The 19,684-nt window shown below is 56.6% G+C and carries 18 protein-coding genes; 11 read left to right on the top strand and 7 right to left on the bottom strand.

Annotated elements, in window-relative coordinates:
* From N879_RS18585 to mpl, 3 genes are read right to left on the bottom strand one after another with little or no spacing between them, the layout of a single operon-like run.
* On the bottom strand, positions 1–1,890 hold the full coding sequence (locus tag N879_RS18585) for a ribonuclease catalytic domain-containing protein (RefSeq protein WP_022983598.1): 1,890 nt from the start codon (positions 1,888–1,890) through the stop codon (positions 1–3).
* Between the two features lie 41 nt (positions 1,891–1,931).
* On the bottom strand, positions 1,932–2,519 hold the full coding sequence (locus N879_RS18580; protein ID WP_009460602.1) for a YqiA/YcfP family alpha/beta fold hydrolase: 588 nt from the start codon (positions 2,517–2,519) through the stop codon (positions 1,932–1,934).
* Between the two features lie 28 nt (positions 2,520–2,547).
* Entirely contained in the window at positions 2,548–3,912 is a 1,365-nt protein-coding gene (gene mpl, locus N879_RS18575; protein WP_009460604.1) for a UDP-N-acetylmuramate:L-alanyl-gamma-D-glutamyl-meso-diaminopimelate ligase, read from the bottom strand.
* A gap of 141 nt (positions 3,913–4,053) precedes the next feature.
* On the opposite strand from mpl, the gene N879_RS18570 reads away from it, so the two are divergent.
* The 8 genes from N879_RS18570 to N879_RS18535 all read left to right on the top strand — a co-directional run bounded on the left by N879_RS18570 (position 4,054) and on the right by N879_RS18535 (position 10,795).
* The gene (locus tag N879_RS18570) at positions 4,054–4,518 is read left to right on the top strand and encodes a TlpA family protein disulfide reductase (protein WP_232466626.1); all 465 of its coding nucleotides are present in this window, start codon (positions 4,054–4,056) and stop codon (positions 4,516–4,518) included.
* Between the two features lie 161 nt (positions 4,519–4,679).
* Positions 4,680–5,114: a type II 3-dehydroquinate dehydratase gene (gene aroQ / locus N879_RS18565; RefSeq protein ID WP_009460608.1), complete on the top strand. Its 435-nt coding sequence runs from the start codon at positions 4,680–4,682 to the stop codon at positions 5,112–5,114.
* A gap of 86 nt (positions 5,115–5,200) precedes the next feature.
* On the top strand, positions 5,201–5,653 hold the full coding sequence (gene accB, locus N879_RS18560; protein WP_009460610.1) for an acetyl-CoA carboxylase biotin carboxyl carrier protein: 453 nt from the start codon (positions 5,201–5,203) through the stop codon (positions 5,651–5,653).
* A 4-nt stretch (positions 5,654–5,657) separates the two neighbouring features.
* Complete coding sequence (gene accC / locus N879_RS18555; RefSeq protein ID WP_009460612.1) at positions 5,658–7,007, top strand: acetyl-CoA carboxylase biotin carboxylase subunit; 1,350 nt, start codon at positions 5,658–5,660, stop codon at positions 7,005–7,007.
* 96 nt (positions 7,008–7,103) lie between these two features.
* Positions 7,104–8,024 carry a 50S ribosomal protein L11 methyltransferase gene (gene prmA / locus N879_RS18550; protein ID WP_009460614.1) on the top strand — a complete coding sequence of 307 codons (921 nt, stop codon included), beginning with the start codon at positions 7,104–7,106 and terminating at the stop codon, positions 8,022–8,024.
* A 24-nt stretch (positions 8,025–8,048) separates the two neighbouring features.
* Positions 8,049–9,296, top strand: a complete 1,248-nt coding sequence (locus N879_RS18545) for a zinc-ribbon and DUF3426 domain-containing protein (RefSeq protein WP_022983596.1) — start codon at positions 8,049–8,051, stop codon at positions 9,294–9,296.
* A gap of 8 nt (positions 9,297–9,304) precedes the next feature.
* Positions 9,305–10,246: a carbohydrate kinase family protein gene (locus N879_RS18540; protein WP_009460622.1), complete on the top strand. Its 942-nt coding sequence runs from the start codon at positions 9,305–9,307 to the stop codon at positions 10,244–10,246.
* A 57-nt stretch (positions 10,247–10,303) separates the two neighbouring features.
* Positions 10,304–10,795, top strand: a complete 492-nt coding sequence (locus N879_RS18535; RefSeq protein WP_003801873.1) for a glycine zipper 2TM domain-containing protein — start codon at positions 10,304–10,306, stop codon at positions 10,793–10,795.
* Positions 10,796–10,856: 61 nt separating this feature from the next.
* Here N879_RS18535 and N879_RS20835 read toward each other — a convergent pair whose 3' ends face one another.
* The 4 genes from N879_RS20835 to N879_RS18515 all read right to left on the bottom strand — a co-directional run bounded on the left by N879_RS20835 (position 10,857) and on the right by N879_RS18515 (position 17,730).
* Positions 10,857–12,095, bottom strand: coding sequence for a methylated-DNA--[protein]-cysteine S-methyltransferase (locus tag N879_RS20835; protein WP_022983595.1), 1,239 nt, complete (start codon positions 12,093–12,095; stop codon positions 10,857–10,859).
* 137 nt (positions 12,096–12,232) lie between these two features.
* Positions 12,233–12,796 (bottom strand): YggT family protein, encoded by a 564-nt coding sequence (locus N879_RS18525; protein ID WP_009460629.1) that lies wholly within the window; start codon positions 12,794–12,796, stop codon positions 12,233–12,235.
* Between the two features lie 114 nt (positions 12,797–12,910).
* On the bottom strand, positions 12,911–13,810 hold the full coding sequence (locus N879_RS20220; protein WP_128831683.1) for a histone H1-like repetitive region-containing protein: 900 nt from the start codon (positions 13,808–13,810) through the stop codon (positions 12,911–12,913).
* A 461-nt stretch (positions 13,811–14,271) separates the two neighbouring features.
* Positions 14,272–17,730, bottom strand: coding sequence for an indolepyruvate ferredoxin oxidoreductase family protein (locus N879_RS18515; RefSeq protein WP_009460633.1), 3,459 nt, complete (start codon positions 17,728–17,730; stop codon positions 14,272–14,274).
* 112 nt (positions 17,731–17,842) lie between these two features.
* Between N879_RS18515 and N879_RS18510 the strand changes: the two genes are divergently transcribed.
* The 3 genes from N879_RS18510 to N879_RS18500 all read left to right on the top strand — a co-directional run bounded on the left by N879_RS18510 (position 17,843) and on the right by N879_RS18500 (position 19,535).
* A complete protein-coding gene (locus N879_RS18510; RefSeq protein ID WP_009460635.1) occupies positions 17,843–18,301 on the top strand; it encodes an Lrp/AsnC family transcriptional regulator in 459 nt (152 codons plus the stop codon).
* Positions 18,302–18,400: 99 nt separating this feature from the next.
* A complete protein-coding gene (locus N879_RS18505) occupies positions 18,401–18,910 on the top strand; it encodes a hypothetical protein (protein ID WP_009460637.1) in 510 nt (169 codons plus the stop codon).
* Positions 18,911–18,986: 76 nt separating this feature from the next.
* The gene (locus tag N879_RS18500; RefSeq protein WP_009460639.1) at positions 18,987–19,535 is read left to right on the top strand and encodes a YaeQ family protein; all 549 of its coding nucleotides are present in this window, start codon (positions 18,987–18,989) and stop codon (positions 19,533–19,535) included.
* The last annotated feature ends 149 nt before the right edge of the window (positions 19,536–19,684 follow it).

The following is a 19,684-nucleotide window of genomic DNA, read 5'->3' as shown; positions in this document are numbered from 1 at the left end:
TCAGTCAGCCGTGGCGACCGAGCGCAAACGGGCTTCCACCGTCAAAGCCAGTTCGTCGAAGGACAACAGATCCAGCGTGACTTCCTGACCACGTTCAAGTGCTGGCAGGCCGGGGACATGAAGAACCAGCGGCGCATTGCTCAGGCGCACCAGATCCTCCTTGATGAAGTTGGCCTGGACTTGCTTGATGTCGTTTTGTTGCAGCCAGCGCAGGCACCAGAAGCGCTCCAGAGACGACTGGTAGTCCGACCACTGGGTGTATTGCGATTCAAAGGCGCCAATAATGGCGTACAGATCCGCATCCTTGGGCTGGAAGGGGGCGGCCAGGCGTGCGGAGATGCCGTGCTCGGCCGCCGCCAGAATCTGGCCCTGATTGATCAGGTCCACATAACGGCGCAGAGGCGAGGTCGACCAGATGTATTGCGGCACACCAATGGATTCGTGCGGGCCGGGCGTGGTGGACATACGCGTACGCATGAACTGCTGGGAGCGGTAAATACCGGGCACATTGTGCTCGGCCAGCAAACCGCCCCACAGCTGATTGGCCAGAATCATGTATTCAGCCACCAGCAGGCTTAGCGGCGCATTGCGCACGCGTGGCACCAGACGAATGATGGAGTTTGGATCGTCGTGCGGGCCATCCAGCTCGAAGCTGTATTCCACACGGTTATTGTTTTCCGGTTTGCCACGCACGGCTTCACGCTGGGCTGACAGTTGGCGCGAGAAGTTCCATAGCGGACGCAGCCATTGTGCATAGGGCAGTTCGGCGTTTTCGTCGGCCAGAGCTTCTTCGCTGATGAGCGGGTCCAGCTCGTGTTGGCGCAGGTTGCCCGCCACGGTAATGCGTTCCAGACGAGTCTGATGCGACAGGATTTCACCAGTGCTGATGTCGGCGTCTACATACAGCGACAGGGTAGGACGAGTCTGCCCTTGATCCAGGGAGAAATGCGCGATCAGCTCGGGCGGCAGCATAGGGATCTTGTAGCCCGGTGTGTATACCGTTGCCATGCGATTGCGGGCGATCTGGTCGATCTCGTTGCCACGAGCCAAGGCCAGCGAAGGCACGGCAATGTGAACCCCGATACGCAGGCGGCCCGGTTCCGGATGCTGGACGGACAGGGCGTCGTCAATTTCAATCGTATTGGCGTCGTCCACCGAGTAGGCGGTGACATCGGCCTCGGGCAGGTCCTGCCCCCAATTTTGCAGGGCAATCTCCGGAAAGCCTGTCCCTTTGGGGAAGTGCGCGGCCAAAAAGCGATGTTGATGCAAAGTCAGTGGATTGGACCAGGCACCCAGCGACAGCAGCAGCTTTTCCGTGCTGACACCCAGTTCTTTCTGGGCCTGATCAAACGCTTTCCACTCCAGCGTGTTCTTGTCTGGCTGAGTCAGGAAGGTGCTGGCTTTCTCGGCAACTTCGGGCGGCAGTTCGCCCTTGATCATCTGTTCGGCCCAGGTCTGGATCTGCTCTTGCTGCAGGCGTTTCTTTTCAATGGCGGCCAGAGCGGCTTGCAAAATCTCTGGCGGAGCAGGGCGGTACAGCCCTTTGCCACGACGGTGAAAGTAGGCGGGTGCGCTGTGCAGGGCAAAGATGGTGCCGGTTTTTTCGACAGCGCTGGGCGCGTGACCGAAATAATCCTGTGCCAGCGTGGACGCTTCAAACTCCTCCTGGGGGGCGCATTCCCATAAAAAATTGATATCCAGGGATTCGGCCAGCGCTTGGGCTTTTTCCAGCAGTTCTGCCGGGGCGGGCTGCTCGAAGGTAAATAGAACGCTGTTTTTCTTTATTTTGCTGCGTTTGCCAGACGCGGATTCCACCTGCATGGTGGTATCGCTGTCAGAAAATATTTTTTCTGCTTTGAAATTACCGCTGTCTTCAAAAAGGACGTACATGATTTTCCATCTGGATGGTGCTGGCCATCCGGTAAAGATAGTTAAGGTTGTTGCAGGGCAAAGCGCAAAATTTCGTCGATCCAGGGATCAAAGTCGGTCAGGCCGTGATCTCCGCCTTCCAGAATGTGACCTTGGCTGCCTTTGTACCAGTCCGCCATCTCGCGCCAGTTCAGGACTTCATCACCTTTGGCGGCCAGCAGGTAAAAGCGCTGGGGATCGCTGGGGCGTGGTACGTGAATGTCGTTGAGCTCATCCACATAGTCGGGCAGGAAGTGAAACGGGTCGGGCGAGTGATAACAGACATGCTCGCCCACCTGCGTAGCCAGATCGCGCCCTGCGTAGACCACCGGGTTAAGCAGCACGGCGCGGCTGTGATAGTGCTGCGCCAGGTGGCTGGCATAGTAACCGCCCAGCGAGGAGCCGATCACACACAATTGATCGGCGCTCATGCCCGCCTGCATTGCCGTGTCCACAATGCGCTTGCACATGGCAATGGCCTGGGCCGGGCTGGCGGGCAATTGCGGGCAGCGCCACAGGTGCAGCAAGCCCCTGTCCTGCATGGTTTGTTTCAGGCGCTGCGCTTTGTAGGACGAAGGCGAGGAACGAAAGCCGTGTAGATAGAGGATCATGGAGGCACCTGCTATATAGATAAGAGGGTCAGCGTGACAGTTGATCCAGCAGGCGCTGATGAATGCCGCCAAAGCTGCCGTTACTCATCACGACAATGGCATCGCCGGGCTGGCTGGCCTGAACAATGGCCTGAACCATTTTATCCAAATCATTCCACGCTGTGGCGCGATCCCCTAAAGGAGCCAGGACCTTGGCCGCATCCCAACCCAGCGCGTGCTTGCCCTGGGTCTCGCCGTAGCAAAAAACCAGGTCGGCATCTTCCAGCGAACCGGGCAGGCGGGCAGCCATGGCACCCAGCTTCATGGTGTTGGAGCGTGGCTCCAACACGGCCAGAATTCGGGTGGCTTTACCTGTCTGGCTGCGCAAACCGGCTAGCGTAGTAGCAATGGCGGTAGGGTGATGGGCAAAATCGTCGTAGACGGTAATGTCATTGACCACGCCACGCACTTCCATGCGGCGCTTGATGCCGGCGAATTGGCTCAGTGCCGCGCAAGCCTGTTCAGGTTTGACGCCCACATGGTGGGCAGCGGCGATGGCGGCCAGAGCGTTCAGGCGATTGTGTTCGCCGGTCAGTGTCCATTGGACGATGCCTTGGGACTGGCCTTTGAACATCACGTCGAAAGAGGTGGCGCTGATTGCCTTGCTGTCCCAATCTCCGTCGGGGCCAAACTGTTCAACCGGCGTCCAGCATCCACGGGCCAGGGTTTCGTCTAGGCTGGGGGTGTGGGTGGGACGCAGAATCAGCCCGGAGGAGGGGATGGTACGCACCAGATGGTGAAATTGGGTCTGGATGGCGTGCAGATCAGGGAAGATATCAGCGTGATCGTATTCCAGATTGTTCAGGATGGCCGTGCGGGGGCGGTAGTGAACAAATTTGGAGCGCTTGTCGAAAAAGGCGGTGTCGTATTCGTCGGCCTCGATCACAAACAAGGATTGTTCTGGATTGAAGCGGGCCGACACACCCAGGCCGGGGGCCACGCCACCGATCAGGAAGTTGGGGGACAGCTGGGCCTGTTCCAGGATCCAGCCCAGCATGGAGCTGGTGGAGGTCTTGCCGTGCGTGCCGGCCACGGCCAGAACGTGCTGCTTGTGCAGAATGTTCTCGCCCAGCCATTGCGGGCCGGATGTATAAGGCAGACCCTGATCCAGAATGGCTTCCATCAGAGGATTACCGCGCGTAACTACATTGCCCACTATATAGAGATCAGGGGACAGCCTGGTTTGCTCTGCGCCAAAGCCTTCAATAAGCTCAATGCCTTGTTCTTCCAGCTGCGTGCTCATGGGCGGGTAGACCCCGGCATCGCAACCGGTAACCGTATGGCCAGCCGAGCGGGCAATCAGGGCCAGACCACCCATGAATGTGCCGCAAATTCCTAGTATATGTATGTGCATGACAATCCTCCGGCCTGTATTCTAGACGACTGTTTGATCTGATGCGTGAGCTTTGGTGAGGGCCGGTGCTATCATCCCCAGATGATATTTTTTCAGGTGTGAGCCGGTATGCGTAGGCGTCTTTTTCTGCAGAAATCGCTAGTGTGTGCAAGTCTTTTGGCCCTGCATCCCGCCCCTTGGGCCAGTTTGCTGCCTTCAGACCCCTTCCTGGCGCAAAGCTTCAAGGATCTTCAGGGCGAAGATCGCGCGCTCTCTACTTATATAGGCAAGCCCCTGGTGGTCAATTTCTGGGCGACCTGGTGTGCACCTTGCGTCAAGGAAATGCCGGATCTGCAGGAACTGCACAAACGCTACCCCGAGGTGAACTTTGTGGGTATTGCAGTGGACTCGCTGGATAACGTGAAAGAGTTTCTGGAACGCGTGCCGGTCAGTTACGACATTTTGCTGGCTGGCTCGGGCGGCCTGAAGCAAATGCGTAGCGTGGGCAATAAAAAGGGCGGATTGCCCTTTACTGTCGTGTTTGGCAGCAATGGCCGGGTCAGTGAACGCATTTTGGGCCAGATAGATCCCGAAAAGTTGGACGAAGTTATTAAAGCTCAACGCTAACTGGCCGACTTTTTCGCTTAATTTCGTCAAATTGTCGGTCTGGTCCACCCCTGTTTCAAACGGGATGGGACCAATGCTAACTGTTTGTAAGCCAAGCAGGTTTATGGACAAATGACGTTATTTAGCGTAAAAAGGCGGTCTGTCTTGACGAAAAATCCGCTATGGCGAAACATGTCCTGGTCCTTAACGGGCCCAACCTCAACCTGCTGGGTACCCGAGAACCCGATGTCTACGGACATCAGACTCTCGACGATATCAACAGTGGTTTACAGGTGCTGGCCGACCAGCATGGCGCGCAGTGTCATTTTTTTCAAAGTAATCACGAAGGCGGGCTCGTCGATCGAATTCATCAAGCCCGTACCGAGGGCGTGGATTTCATCCTGATCAATGCTGGGGCCTACACCCATACCAGCGTGGCGATACGGGATGCGCTTGCCGGTGTCGGTATTCCGTTTATTGAAGTTCATCTGTCCAATGTTCACCGTCGTGAGCCGTTCCGTCACCACTCCTATCTCTCTGACATCGCTAGCGGTGTCATTGTTGGTTTGGGGGCCTACGGTTATGAAGCCGCGCTGCGGTTTGCTTTGAATAGTTAGGCGGTTCGTTTCGTTTTTTTGACCAATATTTTTTTAATGCCGTCCTGACCCAGTCAGTGGCTAGTGCGGCGTTGCGGGAAGTACGCATGGATCTTAGAAAACTCAAAACCCTGATCGATCTGGTAGCCGAGTCTGGCATTGCCGAACTGGAAATCACTGAAGGTGATGACAAGGTTCGCATTGTGAAATTTTCGCAAAGCTCGGCAGCTCCCGTGGTCTATGCTCCCGAGGCTCCTGTAGCCCAGGTGGTAGCCCCCGCCGCTGGCGCTCCTGCCGCAGCTCCCGCTGCACCCGCCGTTCCCGAAGGCCACGCCGTCAAGGCTCCTATGGTCGGCACGTTCTACCGTGCTCCTAGCCCAGGCGCTGCTCCTTTTGTGGAAGTGGGCCAGACGGTCAAGGAAGGCGAGCCTTTGTGCATTATCGAAGCCATGAAGCTGCTAAACGAGATCGAAGCCGACAAGTCCGGCGTGATCAAGGAAATTCTGGTTGAAAACGGCGGGCCGGTGGAATACGGTCAGACTCTGTTCGTCATCGGTTGATGATATGTTTGAAAAAATCCTAATCGCCAATCGGGGCGAAATTGCCTTGCGTATCCAGCGCGCTTGTCGCGAGATGGGTATCAAGACAGTCGTCGTTTATTCTGAAGCTGATCGTGGTGCCAAGTACGTGCGTCTGGCCGACGAGGCCGTGTGTATTGGCCCCGCCCAAGCCCGTGACAGCTACCTGAGCATGCCTGCCATTATCTCGGCAGCAGAAGTCACCGATGCGGAAGCCATTCACCCTGGCTACGGCTTTATGGCTGAAAACGCGGACTTCGCTGATCGTGTCGAAAAGAGCGGTTTTGTCTTTATCGGCCCACGTCCCGAGAACATCCGCACGATGGGCGATAAGGTCATGGCCAAAAAAGCCATGATCGAGGCCGGTGTGCCTGTGGTTCCCGGTTCGGACGGCGCCTTGCCCGACGATCCCGCAGAAATCGTGCGCATTGCCCGTGAAGTGGGCTATCCGGTCATCATCAAGGCCTCTGGCGGTGGTGGTGGTCGCGGTATGCGCGTGGTCTACACCGAAGCCGCTTTGCTGACGGCCGTTGCCACGACCAAAACCGAAGCCGCTGCTGCGTTCAATAATCCCGAGGTCTACATGGAAAAGTACCTCGAGAATCCACGCCATATCGAAATTCAGGTATTGGCTGATGGGGATCGCAATGCAGTTTGGCTGGGTGAGCGCGACTGCTCCATGCAGCGTCGTCACCAGAAAGTGATTGAAGAAGCACCGGCTCCAGGTATTCCACGTCGCCTGATCGAACGCATCGGCGAGCGTTGTGCTGATGCCTGCCGTCGTATGCGTTACCGCGGTGCTGGTACGTTTGAATTCCTGTACGAAAACGGCGAGTTCTTCTTTATCGAGATGAACACCCGTATTCAGGTCGAACACACCATCACTGAAATGATCACCGGCATTGATCTGGTCCAGGAGCAGATCAAAGTGGCCGCAGGCGAGAAGTTCGTGCTGCGCCAGCGTGACATCGAGTTTGAAGGTCACTCGATCGAATGCCGTATCAACGCGGAAGATCCATTCAACTTCGTACCAAGCCCAGGCTTGATTACCAAGTGGCACACTCCCGGTGGCCCTGGCGTGCGTATCGACTCGCACGTGTTCACCGGCTACACCGTGCCGCCGTACTACGATTCCATGATTGCCAAGCTGATTACCTACGGTAAGACGCGCGAGCAAGCCATTGCCCGTATGGACATTGCCTTGTCCGAAATGGTGGTGGAAGGGATCAAGACGAACGTGGATCTGCACCGGGAATTGATGCAGGACGCCAGCTTCAAGGCAGGCGGCACCAGCATTCACTACCTGGAACAAAAGCTGGCCCAACGTAGCAAGTAAGGGCAGCAACAGGTCAGGCCACAGCCCTGACCTGATAAGAATGATGACTATGTAAAACAGGGGCGAACCCCCTGTTTTGCTTTATGGAAACTATGTATGCGTGAACTCTTACTGAGCTGCCAGGAACACGAGGCCGAGCGCTTGTCCGATGCCTTGCTTGAGGCGGGCGCCTTGTCGGTGTCGGTGGAAGATGCCGATGGTGATACCGACCAGGAAAAGCCCCTGTTTGGCGAACCTGGTATCGAACCGGATGTGCTGGCCTGGGATCGAAATCGGGTGGTGGCCTTGCTGCCCGAGGAGCTGGAGCCAGAAGAGTTGCTGCAACCGCTTTTTGAAGCCGGTGTGCTGGATCCTGCAAAGGCCCAGTGGAGCGTGCGCGAAGTACCCGACGAGGATTGGGTTCGTTTGACGCAATCGCAGTTTGGTCCCATCCCGGTGGGCGATCGTATCTTGATTGTGCCCAGCTGGCACAAGGACGACGAGGACCTGCCAGTCGCCCAGGAAGGCGATGACGGCTTGGTGCGTATTGAATTGGACCCCGGCCTGGCCTTTGGTACCGGCAGTCACCCCACGACGCATTTGTGTCTGGATTGGCTGGCCCATCATGTGCAAGCGGGTCAGACCGTGCTGGACTACGGTTGTGGCTCCGGTATCTTGGCGATTGCCGCCCGCAAGCTGGGTGCTGGCCATACGGTTGGTGTGGACATTGACGAGCAGGCCGTGATTGCCACGCGCTACAATGCGCAAGTCAATCAGGTCGAGGTTGAAGGCTTGCTGCCCGATGCCATGCCCGCCGGGCAAACGGATCTGGTTGTCGCCAACATTCTGGCCAATCCCCTGCGTATGCTGGCTCCCATGCTGGCCAACCGTGTCAAACCGGGCGGGCATTTGATCCTGTCCGGTATTTACGATTGGCAGGCCGAGGAGATGATCGAGGTCTATTCCTCCTACTTGCCCATGTCGGTTTGGCAGGAGCGCGATGGCTGGGTGTGTTTGGCTGGTCAACGCCCGTTATAAGACGGCAGAACTTAAGGTGAGTTCATGGAGCTAAAGACTCGCTGCCCCCGTTGCGGGACATCGTTTGCAGCCAGTGTAGAAACGCTGCAACGCCGCCGGGGCTATATACGCTGCATTCAATGTGCGCATATCTTCGATGGCTTTGAAGAAGTCATTGATGAGCAAGCCCCTGAGCCTTCCTATCATTCCCCCGCCACGCCGGTTCAGATCGAGCCGCGCCTGGCGCCCGAGCCACCTGTTTCGCCACGGCAGGAACAGGTGCAGTCGGTGGACCTGCAAGCGCCCATTCCAGGGCCGCGATTTGTGGAGCACTCCCGTCACGCCCCGCCGCGTGATGAAGGCACGGCCCACGAGTCCTTGCAGGTACGCAAATTCCCCGACTCCATCCTGACACAAGCACCTGTCCCTCCGGCCGCGCCTGCTGCTGTAACTACCGAGCCTTTTGTCCGCCCGGCAGAGCCTGCGGTTGAGTCGGTAGAGCCGTCAGTCATTCGCGCCCGCTCCAGACACGAGCCTTTGCCGCAGGATGATCAGGACACCTCGTTTTTCGTATCGACCGGCTCTGTTTCTGAGCCAGATGGGGACCATCATATTGGTCAGGCATCGTGGTCGGCTGCCGAGCCTGAGTTCAGTGTGGGCGACCGTGCCAGTGCCTTGCGCGCCTCTTTCCCCTCGCGTCAGGCTGATGGTACGCATGATAGGGATGGCGAGGATTTTCAGCAGGGCTGGGTCATTGACCCCAACCCAGCCTTGCAACGCGAGACACGTTATGAGGGCGAAGCCAGCTTTGGTCAGCGTGTGGGTTCACTGATCTGGACCAGCTTGTGCGTTCTGGGCGTTGTCCTGTTCGTCGTGCAGCTGATGTACGTGTATCGCGTACAGATTGTCAGCCAGATACCCATGCTGCGCCCCGTGTTCGAGAGCGCGTGTCAGACCTTGTCGTGCAAGGTTCCCTACGAACGTCGTCTGGACCAGATTCGCGTGCAGGCTTCGGCTTTGCATAAAGCGCCGAATCAGCCCGGACAGTCCACCTTGGGCTTTACGCTGCGCAACGAGTTTGAACGGCCCCAGGAGTGGCCTACGCTGGTACTGGATTTGAAAGATTTTTCCGGAGCCCTGATCGCCCGGCGCAATATTACGCCCGATCAGTACCTGGCTTCCGAGCGACGTGAGCCTGCTTTTGCAGCGCGCAGTGAAATCATGGTGCGCCTGCCTTTGAATACCGGGCAGCTCCAAGTTAATGGCTACCAGATTAGCCCTTTTTTTCCTTAAGGTAATTTATGACCGAGCGAGTGCTGGTATGTGGTTCGATCGCGTTTGATACGATCGCGGTTTTCGAGGGGTACTTCAAAGATCACATCTTGCCCGACAGCATCAAAACCCTGAGCGTGTCCTTCTTTGTGCCCAGCTTGCGTAAAGAGTGGGGCGGTTGTGCGGGTAATATTTCCTACACCTTGAACATGCTGGGTGGCCAGCCTGTTCCTGTGGGGGCTGTTGGCAGCGACGGTGTGGATTATGTACAGCGTCTGCAGAACCTGGGTATTGATACCAGCATGGTGTGTGTGATGCCCGAGATGTTCACCCCTCAATGCTTTATCACCACAGATCTGGCCGCCAGCCAGATCACCTCTTTCCACCCGGGCGCCATGATCAATTCTGCCCAGATCGATTTGTCTGGTCAGGAAGCGGCATGGGGCATTGTGGCTCCGGATTCCAAAGACGGCATGTTTGCTCATGCCCGCCACCTGCATGCGCAGGGTACGCCCTTTATTTTCGACCTGGGTCAGGCCATGCCTTTGTTCGCGGGTGAGGACCTGCTGGAGATGCTGGAACTGTGTCAAGTTCTTACGGCTAACGAATACGAAGCTGAAGTTATCGAGCAGCGCACCTCCAAGAGCATGGCCGAGATCGCCCAGGGCTTGCAAGCCGCTGTCGTGACGCATGGAGAGCATGGCAGCACGCTTTATCACAATGGTCAGACTTACGAGATTGCCCCTGTGCCCGTGGAAAATGTGGTGGATCCCACCGGCTGTGGCGATGCTCATCGCGCAGGCTTGTTATATGGTCTTACAAAAGGCTGGAGCTGGCAGGAGGCTTGCAGCTTGGGTAACTTGATGGGCAGTATTAAAATTCAGGCGGATGGCCCGCAAAATCATGAATTTAAACGGTCAGATATCTCGGCCATGCTAAAACAGCACTATGGTATTGAGCGCAGTCTGTAAAAGAGCGCTCGATAGTTTTTTATGATTCGGCCAGCTACGTTTTTTGGAGTAAACCGTATGTACGTTTCTTTTTTCGATCGACCCAAAGTGCGTCTGCTGGTAGTGGCGAGTCTGGCAGCCCCCGTGTTTTTGCTGGCAGGTTGTGCCAATAAATCGGCATCCAGCTCGGTATACAGCTACGGTCAGGCTCAGCGCGAACAGATCGTGCGTTTGGGTACCGTGGTTTCGGTACGCGCCGTCACTATTCAGGAAGACCAGAATTCGGGCGTGGGCACCGTGGGTGGCGCAGCCTTGGGTGGTGTCGCTGCCAGCAGCATTGGTGGTGGCCGCGGTAGCATCCTGGCCAGTATCGGTGGTGCGATTCTGGGTGGTCTGGTTGGTAATGCGGTTGAAAACCGCATGGGCAAGACCCAGGGTCTGGAAATCACGGTTCAACTGGATAATGGCGAAACCCGTGTGGTGGCCCAGGAAGCCGATGTACCTCTGTCCGTTGGTCAGCGTGTACGTATGCTTAGTGGTAATGGCCCAACTCGCGTGGTGCCCATGTAATCAGAGCTTTAGTGCTTGGTGCATAAAAAACCCGGCCATTGGCCGGGTTTTTTTACGCCTGTCAGCGCTGAGCCTTTTGGGGGCGTTCGCGCTCCAGCAAGGTTTTCTTGCGCTCCAGGCCCCAACGATAGCCTGCCAGATCCCCGCTTTGCCGCACGACCCGATGGCAGGGGATGGCAATGGCCAAGGTGTTGGTGGCGCAGGCTCGTGCCACGGCACGGGCGCCTTTGGGCATGCCCAGACGTTCGGCAATCTCGGTATAGCTCAAGGTCTGGCCTACTGGGATATGACGTAGAAACTCCCAGACACGTTGTTGAAAAGGGGTGCCCTGGATGTCCAGGGGCAGATCCAAGCCCAGGGTCGGCTCTTCTACCATGGCAACGACCTGGGCCACTCGTTGATTGAATTGCGGATCGGCTTCGATCAGCTCAGCGGCCTTGAATTGCTCTTGCAACTGTTCCAGCAAGACTTTGGCATCATCGGCCAGGGAAATCGCACAAATCCCGCGCTCGCTTTCGGCAACGAGCAATGTACCCAAGCTGCATTGGGCAATCGCAAAATAAAGAGGGCTACTTGGAGTTTGTTGGCGAACGGGCTTGTCCTGCGAGCGCGGGGCGCGATTTACCTTGTTCGAAGAAGGTGCCAATGCTGGCGCCTGTTTGGGCATGCGCCACAAGTACCAGGAAGCCACGCTGCGGTAGGGTGCCCAAGCTTGGCCAATTTCACGCAAGACACGGGCTGAGGGAGCCTTGTCCAGCTGCTTCAAATTGCGATAGCCCTCGCGCACCCCAAAGTCGTCCGCGGGCAGAATGTCTTCATGCTCCAGCGTGTACATCATCATCATCATTTCCACCGTCCAGCGACCTATGCCGCGCAGCGTGGTCAGCCGCTTGATCAGCTCTTCATCCGGCATTTGCAAAGCGGTGGCCTGGTCGGGAATGATGCCATCCAGGCGAGCCTGGGCCAGGCCCAGAATGCTATTGGCTTTGGCACCGGACAAGCCACAAGCGCGCAGGGTGTCATACGGCGTCGCCAGCACTTCCTCGGGCGTTGGGCAATGGCCGTGCGGATAGATATCAATCAGGCGTTGCAGGATGCGCTCAGCCGCCCGGGTATGCAACTGCTGATACACAACAGAGCGGATCAGGGCTTCGTAAGGGTCGCGCTCGGGGCGTGGCTGATGGATGCAAGGGCCCACGTGGGCGACCAGCGCTTGCCAGTCGGGGTCCAGTGCGGCCAGGAATTGTTCGGCCTCGCGGTAGCGGCTGGATGTGTCTGGTTTTGATGGAAGGCGAGTCATGGAAGTGGCCTGCTGATTGGTGGTGAGGCCAGTATAAGGTCCACTTTCGCACAAGACATCCTGATTCTTGCTCTTGAATTCAGGATAAAAAAAACCTGGGCTATACCCAGGTTTTTCATGCGTACAGTCCGCTGTGCTTAGATTGGCACCAGACTGAAAGCGGTGCGCGTGATGACCATATTGAGCACTTGAGTCAGCAGCAGGACGACCAGCGGCGACAAATCCAGACCACCCAGGTCAGGCAAGACGCGACGGATCGGGTCCAGCAAGGGGGCCGTAATGGAACGCAGCAAGGGCATGCTGGGCGATTGTGGCTGAATCCAGGATAGTAGCGCTTGCAGCAGGACCACCCAGAAGATCAGGCTCAAGGTCCAGCGCAGAACGGTGAAGACGGCTGCCAGCAAGAACATGGGGAAGTTCGAGAGCATGGACACCGATCCGGTCAGTACCATGGCGCTCAAGACCAGGTATACCAGGGCGCTAAGCCAGGCGGCGAACAAAGAGGTCCAGTCCCAATGGTTGCCGCTTTTAATGACACGGCGCAAAGGCATGACCAGCCAGTCCGTGACCTTGAACATAGCTTGCGAATAAGGGTTGAAGGGATGGATTCTGAGCGCATACACCCAGGCACGCAGTAGCAAAATCGTGCCCAGCAGCGACAGAACAATATGGATTAGGAAGAGGGCGACTTCACTGAACATAGTTGCTTGGTATGAATTGATGGGAGAGGGAATTGTCGCATGCAAGTGCTACAAACCAAAGAGCCACCCTGATCAGGGTGGCTCTTTGAGGAGAAACATAAAAGTAGCGTGTGCTTAAGGACGCTTGCCTGTTGGGAAGGGCCAGGAGCCAGCAGGATTGACATCTTCGCGGCGAGGTTCGGCAGGCGCTGCTGCTGTTTTGGTCGCTTTGCGAGCCGCTGTTTTATTGCCTGCTTTAGCGGTGGCGTTAGTCGTTGTGCTGGTCTTTGGAGTCTTGGTTTCTGCGGTCACGGATTTAACTTCTTTCTTCTTTGGAGCTACGGGTTTCTTGGCACTGGTAGCAGGACTGGCTTTTTTAGCCGCGGTCTTTACAACTGCTTTGGTGCCGGTTTTGGTGGCAGGTTTCGCTGCCGCTTTGCTGGGGGTGGCTTTTTTGGCCACGGGTTTGCTTGCCTTGGTGCTGGCCGGTTTTTTTGCGGCAGCGGTGGCAGCAGGTTTGGTGGTAGCGGGTTTGGCGCTGGCCGTTTTGGGCGCAGCTGATTTTTTAGCTACCGATTTTTTGGCAACCACTTTCTTTGCCACCGTCTTCTTGGCTACCGCTTTTTTAGCGACGGCCTTTTTGACAACGGCTTTCTTGGCTACCGCCTTTTTAGCGACTGTCTTTTTAACAGCTGCTTTTTCGGCTACGGTTTTAGCGGTGCTTGTCTTGGTCGCAGCGGCTTTAACAGCCGTGGTTTTTGCTGGAGTGGCTTTCTTTACCGCTGTTTTTTTCGCAGCCGTTTTCTTGGCGGGTGCGCTGCTTGCAGACTTGGCAGGGGCTTTTACAGCAGCCTTGCTGGTCTTGGTAGCGGTGGTTTTAGCGGGGGACTTGGGGGCAGCGGTTTTGCTGCTGGGACTGGTCTTGGTAGCAGTAGCTTTTACGGGTGCTGCGGCTGCTTTTGCTGGCGTTGCTTTTTTGGGGCTAACGGCTTTTGTGCTTTCTGCTTTTGCTGCGCCTTTCTTGGCTGTTGCCATGATCATGCTCCTTGAGAACAAGTCTTTAGTTTGTCCACACCCATTTGACCTGGCCTGGAAAACTGCAATGGCCTTTTTCAAATGACGCAGGCGTTTAAGGTCGATACCTTATACGCTTAGAAGTCTAACGCAAGCCCCTACACAGTCAAGCATTAATCATGGCTTGGGGCTTATGGAATTAGGAATCGGTGTCTGCTGTCTCAAATAAGTTGCGTTCTGGACACGTGCAATCGGCCCATAGTCGCATCCAAGTCTCTGATTTTTGACGCATTGCTGGATCGATTGCATGGCCTTTTCATGCTTTGAAAGACCTGTGTTAAGCATGGAAAAGGCGCTTGAAAACGGTCTTTAATTCGAGGTTGATTGATGCTTTTCAATGTCGCTTCAAATCAAAAAAAAGCCCTGCATAAGCAGGGCTGAAAGGGCAGGTTAATCGTTTCGAAAGCCGCAGTGGGCAAGGCTTAGGCGGGAACAGCCTGAATTTCCGGGCCAGTGTTTTTCAACTGCTGCGATAACTCGGCAAAGCGGGCTTCATACTTCCTGGCCGATTCCATTTTCACGGGACCGAAACCGCGCAATTGTTGGGGCAGCTCGGCCAGTTCCAACGCTGTGGCGTAGTTGGCTTGATTCAGGTTCTTGCTCAAGCTGTTGAGCAGGCTCTGGTATTCGCGCCAGAAGCGACGTTCCATACGACGCTCATGGGTGTAGCCAAATGGATCCAGCACCGTGTTGCGCAGACCTTTGCCCTTAGCCATCCAGCGCAGTAAGGTGGCGGTGCGTGGACCCAATGTGATCTTGCGTGGGCGGCCGGTAGCCGGATCACGGCGTGCCAGCAATGGAGGTGCGAAGTGGAAGCGCAAGGAGAAGTCACCTTCAAATTGCTGCTCCAGATCCTGGCGGAAAGCGGGCGAGCTGAACAGGCGAGCAACTTCGTACTCATCCTTGTAGGCCATCAGCTTGTACAAGCTGCGTGCGGCTTTTTCAGTCAAGGCAGGGCGCTGACCCGGACGCAGTTTTTGCTCGGCGTCACGCAGTGCATTGATGGTGTTGGTGAAGCGCTGGGCATAAGCGGCGTTCTGGTATTGCTCCAGGCTGCTGGTGCAGCGCTGCATGATTTGCTCCAGTGTTTCGCGACGCTGCAAGGTCACCACTTGAGCGGCTGGAGCCAGGAGGCTGGCCAGTGCTTCTTCATCGTGAGCCAGAACGCGACCCAAATGGAAGGCATCCAGGTTGGCTTGAATCGCCACACCGTTCAGACGGATGGCCTGTTCAACCGCTGCGCTGCTCACTGGCATGGAACCTTGCTGCCAAGCCATGCCCATCAAGAGCATATTGGACAACAGGCTATCGCCGAACAGCAGCGTGGCAGCCTGGTGAGCATTGAAAGAGCGCACCTGGTTTTCGCCAGCGGTGGTCTTGAGTTGGCTCAGCAAGTGCTGGGCATCCAAAGGGGCATCCGGGTTGCGGGTGAACTCGGCCGTGGGAGCCAGATATTCGTTGATGATGGCGTGGGTATGACCAGGACGCAGGCAGGAAAGGGCATTGGGGTGAGCGGCGGCCACCACGTCGCACAAGATCGCCAGGTCGGCTTGGCCGGGATCGACACGCACCGCACCCATGTTCTCTTTATTGGCAGATAGACGGATGTGGCTGATGACGGTGCCGCCTTTTTGTGCCAGGCCCGTCATGTCCAGCACGGAGCTGGAGCGGCCTTCCAGGTGTACCGCCATGGAGAGCACCGCACCAATAGTGATCACACCAGTACCACCTACACCGGCCACAATCACATTGCAGTCCTTGGCTTGAATATTGGGTTGCGGCAGCGTGTCCAACTTGGCCAGCAACTGGGCTTTCATATCGGCCTGACCGTTTTGATCGCCACGGCGCAGGGCACCGCCCATCACCGACACAAAGCTGGGGCAGAAACCGTCCACACAGGAGTAGTCCTTATTACAGCTGGACTGGTCGATCTGGCGCTTGCGGCCTTCGGGCGTTTCAGCAGGCACCAAAGACAAGCAGTTCGATTGCACGCCGCAATCCCCACAGCCTTCGCAGACCGCCTTATTGATAAAGAGGCGACGGGCAGGATCGGGGTACTCGTTCTTTTTACGACGACGGCGCTTTTCAGCCGCACAGGTCTGGTCGTGAATCAAAATGGTGACGCCGGGGATCTCGCGCAGTTCGCGCTGCAAACGATCCAGCTCGCGACGGTGATGAACGTCCACACCGGCAGGCAGGCTGACACCGCGATAGCGTTCTGGCTCATCGGTGGTGATGACCACACGACGCGCACCTTCACCAATGGTCTGCTGACAAATGCGAGGCACAGATATCGGGCCGTCAACCGGCTGACCGCCTGTCATGGCAACCGCATCGTTGAACAGAATCTTGTAGGTAATGTTGGTACCCGCGGCAATGGCCTGACGAATTGCCAGATAGCCGGAGTGGAAATACGTGCCTTCACCCATGTTCTGGAACATATGGCCGGTCTGGATGAAGGGCGACAGGCCCACCCAGTCCGTGCCTTCGCCACCCATTTGAGTCAGACCACGGGTTTTGCGGTCCATCCAGGTCGCCATGTAGTGGCAACCCACACCCGCCATAGCCTGGCTGCCTTCGGGTACTTTGGTGGAAGTATTGTGCGGACAGCCCGAACAGAAGTAGGGGCGACGAGTCAGACCATTGGTATCAATCGGTGCCAGGTTTTGCACCGTACAGGCAGGCAACTGCACATTGGCGTGATGGCCCAGCCAGCGACGCAGACCCACGGCCACACGGGCAGGGCTGAGCTGGCCATCGGCAGGAATGAGCACTTCATTTTCGATATCGCGCTTGCCAGACACCGTAGGGCGCTGGGCACGGTTAAAGAGCAGATTCTTTAACTGGTCTTCAATGATTGGGCCCTTTTCTTCAATGACCAGAACGTGGTCCAGGCCTTCAATAATATCGTTCAGCGATTGCGGGTTAACAGGCCAGCTCAAACCAATTTTCAGATGGCGAATGGCGGGCAGATCTTTCAGGCTGCTGAGCTGTTGCAGCGCATCCAGCGTATCCAGTGTGGCTTTGCCGGTGGACACAATACCGATACGCGCATCAGGTGCCGCTTCCAGCACGCGGTCCAGGCTGTACTTGTGAGCAAATTCACGCACGCTATCTAGGCGGGCGTCCAGCGTACCTTCCATGGAAGGGGTCAGGAATTTGCTGGGGTCGTAGGGGTGTTTGCCGCCTTGCTTGTCGGCCAAGGCCGGGGCCAGATCATCCAGAGGGGCAATCTCGAAAGAGCGGCCGCTTTCCACGGTTTCGGTAATGGCTTTGAAGGCTACCCAGGAGCCGGAGTAACGCGACAAGGCCCAGGCCCAGATACCAAAGCGTTCGTATTCTTCAACCGAGCTGGGGTTGACCACCGGGATGCCCCAGGCGATCAGGGATTGTTCGCTGGCGTGGGGAATGGACGAAGACGAGGCCACGTGGTCATCACCCACAATCATCAGGACGCCACCGTGTTGGGAGGCACCGGCAGCATGGCCGTGGTGCAAGGCATCGCCCGCGCGGTCTACACCGGGGCCCTTGCCATACCACATGGAGAACACGCCATCGACGGTACGGTCGGCACGCTCGCCAGCTTGCTGGGTGCCCATAATCATGGAGGCGGCCAGGTCTTCGTTAATAGCGGGTTGGAAACGGACCTTGGCCTGGTCCAGATACTTCTGGGCCTTCCACATGATCATGTCCACGCCACCCAGCGGCGAACCACGGTAGCCGGAGACAAAACCGGCGGTGTTCAAACCGTGTTCTTTATCCAGGCGAGCCTGGGTCAGCAACATGCGCACCAGGGCCTGTGTGCCAGTTAAAAAGATGCGTCCTGATTGTGCGGTCAGGTTGTCGCTTAGCTTGTATTGAGTGTCGACGGACTGCGTCATGATGAAACCTCCAGATAGAGATCATGATAGAGAGTCTGCCCTCGCTTTTTTTTGCGTTATAGTTGCGTGTATTCCCTATTCTTTGAAATGTTCATTTCGTAAATATTCAAATATGGATAAAACTGACTTAAAAATCTTGGACGCCTTGCAACTGGATGGCCGAGCCTCGGCTCAGCAGGTCTCCGAGCAGGTGGGTTTGTCCACCGCGCCCGTCTGGCGGCGCATCAAAAACCTGGAAAAAAACAAGGTTATCCAAGGCTATTATGCGCGCGTGGATCGCCGTCAGGTGGGACTGCAAAGTTGCATGTTTACCCAGATCAGTCTGGACCGTCACTCGGGTGAAATAGTCGATAACTTCATCCGTGCCGTGCGCGATGCGCCCGAGATTCTGGAATGCCACGCCGTGACTGGCGATGCGGATTTTCTGCTCAAGATCATGGTGCCAAGCGCCGAGTCCTATGACGATTTCCTGCACCGCTTCCTGTTCAATATGCCGGGCGTGCGTCAAACCCGCACGATTGTGGCCATGCGTGAAATCAAGAACGTGACCCGCTTGCCTTTGCCACTTTGAAGCATCTTGTTATGGGGTAATACAAGCGCCTTCGGGTAGAATAATCAGGATTCGCTGGCCTGTGGTGGGTCGGTATGTACGCATGAAGGACGGGGTTTTATGACGAAGGCGAATATCTTGCGACGCACTTCCTGGGTTGCTGTGCTGGCTACCGTGTTTTTAAGCGCCTGCGCGGTCAAAGCGCCGGCTCCCGAGCCTGCTGCACAAGCGGCTACCAAGCCTGTCCATCCCGCATGTCAGCCTGCTGCGGCGGGGGACCAACTGGCTGGTAATTGGCTAAGCAAGCACCGCCAGAAAGGCGTGGTTGGCGAGTTGCGTACCTTGTTCACCTTGCAAACTGACGGCTCCATGGCATACACCGAACAGGTCAAGCGGCCCAACAAGCCTTCGCAAGGCTTGAACGAAAGTGGTTGCTGGGTGCGCAAGGGCAACGACTTGCAAATCAGCACGCAAGAATCCAATGGGGTCACAACCGAACCGGGCGACCCGATTTATGAAAACCACTACAACATCGTCAGCCTGACAGCCCGCAATCTGGTGCTGCGTGACCAAAGTGGTACCACCTATCGCTTGACCAGAATGTCGCCTGGCTACCGCCTGCCATTCTGATCTCTGCTTGTTTGAATGATTCCTGGCCGTCCTGGGGGCGGCCAGTTTTTTGTCTGTTTCTTTTGCTGGACGCTCCATGGCTCTGCGCGCGACGATTTATAAAGCTGAACTTAATGTGGCCGATAACGATCGGGCTTACTACGGCAGTCATACCCTGACGCTGGCTCGTCACCCCTCCGAGACCGAAGAGCGTCTGATGGTGCGTTTGTTGGCTTACGGTTTGTATGCGCAAGCGGATGAAGCCTTGAGCTTTTCGCGCGGGCTAAGCGACTCGGACGAGCCCGCCTTGTGGGAACATGATCTGGGCGGCAATTTGCTGCATTGGCTGGAGGTAGGCCTGCCGGACGATAGACGTCTGATCAAAGCCAGTGGCCGTGCTGACAAAGTGACGGTGCTGGCCTATGGCCGCAATGTCTCCGTCTGGTGGAGTGGCATCAAGGACAAGATCAGCCGCGCCCGCAATATACAGGTCTATGCGCTGGATACCGCCGGGACTGACGCCTTAGCCGCCCTGGCCGAGCGTGGCATGACCATCAATCTGAATGTTCAGGACGGCACGGTCTGGGCCAGTAGCGATAAGGGCGAAGCGACAATTGAAATCAGCCACCTGAATGCGGCTGTTTGATATGAGCCAACTGCTTGCAACGAAGTAACCTGGCTCGCCGGAGCCAAAGAGCATCGGGCAAGTGGCGTTGGAGTCGGCCTTAGGTGGTATGCAGGTTTAACGTCGATAGACGAGCCATCGAGCCGATGTCAGGGTACCAAGCAAAAAGA

It is taken from the genome of Alcaligenes sp. EGD-AK7 (assembly GCF_000465875.3).
Classification (GTDB): Bacteria; Pseudomonadota; Gammaproteobacteria; order Burkholderiales; family Burkholderiaceae_B; genus Alcaligenes; species Alcaligenes phenolicus.
This window is presented reverse-complemented; position numbering and strand designations above follow the sequence as displayed.

Bases quoted from the DNA above. Each gene is read 5' to 3' on its own strand.
- N879_RS18585 (WP_022983598.1), bottom strand. From the start codon at position 1,890: ATGTACGTCCTTTTTGAAGACAGCGGTAATTTCAAAGCAGAAAAAATA.
- N879_RS18580 (WP_009460602.1), bottom strand. From the start codon at position 2,519: ATGATCCTCTATCTACACGGCTTTCGTTCCTCGCCTTCGTCCTACAAA.
- mpl (WP_009460604.1), bottom strand. From the start codon at position 3,912: ATGCACATACATATACTAGGAATTTGCGGCACATTCATGGGTGGTCTG.
- aroQ (WP_009460608.1), top strand. From the start codon at position 4,680: ATGGCGAAACATGTCCTGGTCCTTAACGGGCCCAACCTCAACCTGCTG.
- accB (WP_009460610.1), top strand. From the start codon at position 5,201: ATGGATCTTAGAAAACTCAAAACCCTGATCGATCTGGTAGCCGAGTCT.
- accC (WP_009460612.1), top strand. From the start codon at position 5,658: ATGTTTGAAAAAATCCTAATCGCCAATCGGGGCGAAATTGCCTTGCGT.
- prmA (WP_009460614.1), top strand. From the start codon at position 7,104: ATGCGTGAACTCTTACTGAGCTGCCAGGAACACGAGGCCGAGCGCTTG.
- N879_RS18545 (WP_022983596.1), top strand. From the start codon at position 8,049: ATGGAGCTAAAGACTCGCTGCCCCCGTTGCGGGACATCGTTTGCAGCC.
- N879_RS18540 (WP_009460622.1), top strand. From the start codon at position 9,305: ATGACCGAGCGAGTGCTGGTATGTGGTTCGATCGCGTTTGATACGATC.
- N879_RS18535 (WP_003801873.1), top strand. From the start codon at position 10,304: ATGTACGTTTCTTTTTTCGATCGACCCAAAGTGCGTCTGCTGGTAGTG.
- N879_RS20835 (WP_022983595.1), bottom strand. From the start codon at position 12,095: ATGACTCGCCTTCCATCAAAACCAGACACATCCAGCCGCTACCGCGAG.
- N879_RS18525 (WP_009460629.1), bottom strand. From the start codon at position 12,796: ATGTTCAGTGAAGTCGCCCTCTTCCTAATCCATATTGTTCTGTCGCTG.
- N879_RS20220 (WP_128831683.1), bottom strand. From the start codon at position 13,810: ATGGCAACAGCCAAGAAAGGCGCAGCAAAAGCAGAAAGCACAAAAGCC.
- N879_RS18515 (WP_009460633.1), bottom strand. From the start codon at position 17,730: ATGACGCAGTCCGTCGACACTCAATACAAGCTAAGCGACAACCTGACC.
- N879_RS18510 (WP_009460635.1), top strand. From the start codon at position 17,843: ATGGATAAAACTGACTTAAAAATCTTGGACGCCTTGCAACTGGATGGC.
- N879_RS18505 (WP_009460637.1), top strand. From the start codon at position 18,401: ATGACGAAGGCGAATATCTTGCGACGCACTTCCTGGGTTGCTGTGCTG.
- N879_RS18500 (WP_009460639.1), top strand. From the start codon at position 18,987: ATGGCTCTGCGCGCGACGATTTATAAAGCTGAACTTAATGTGGCCGAT.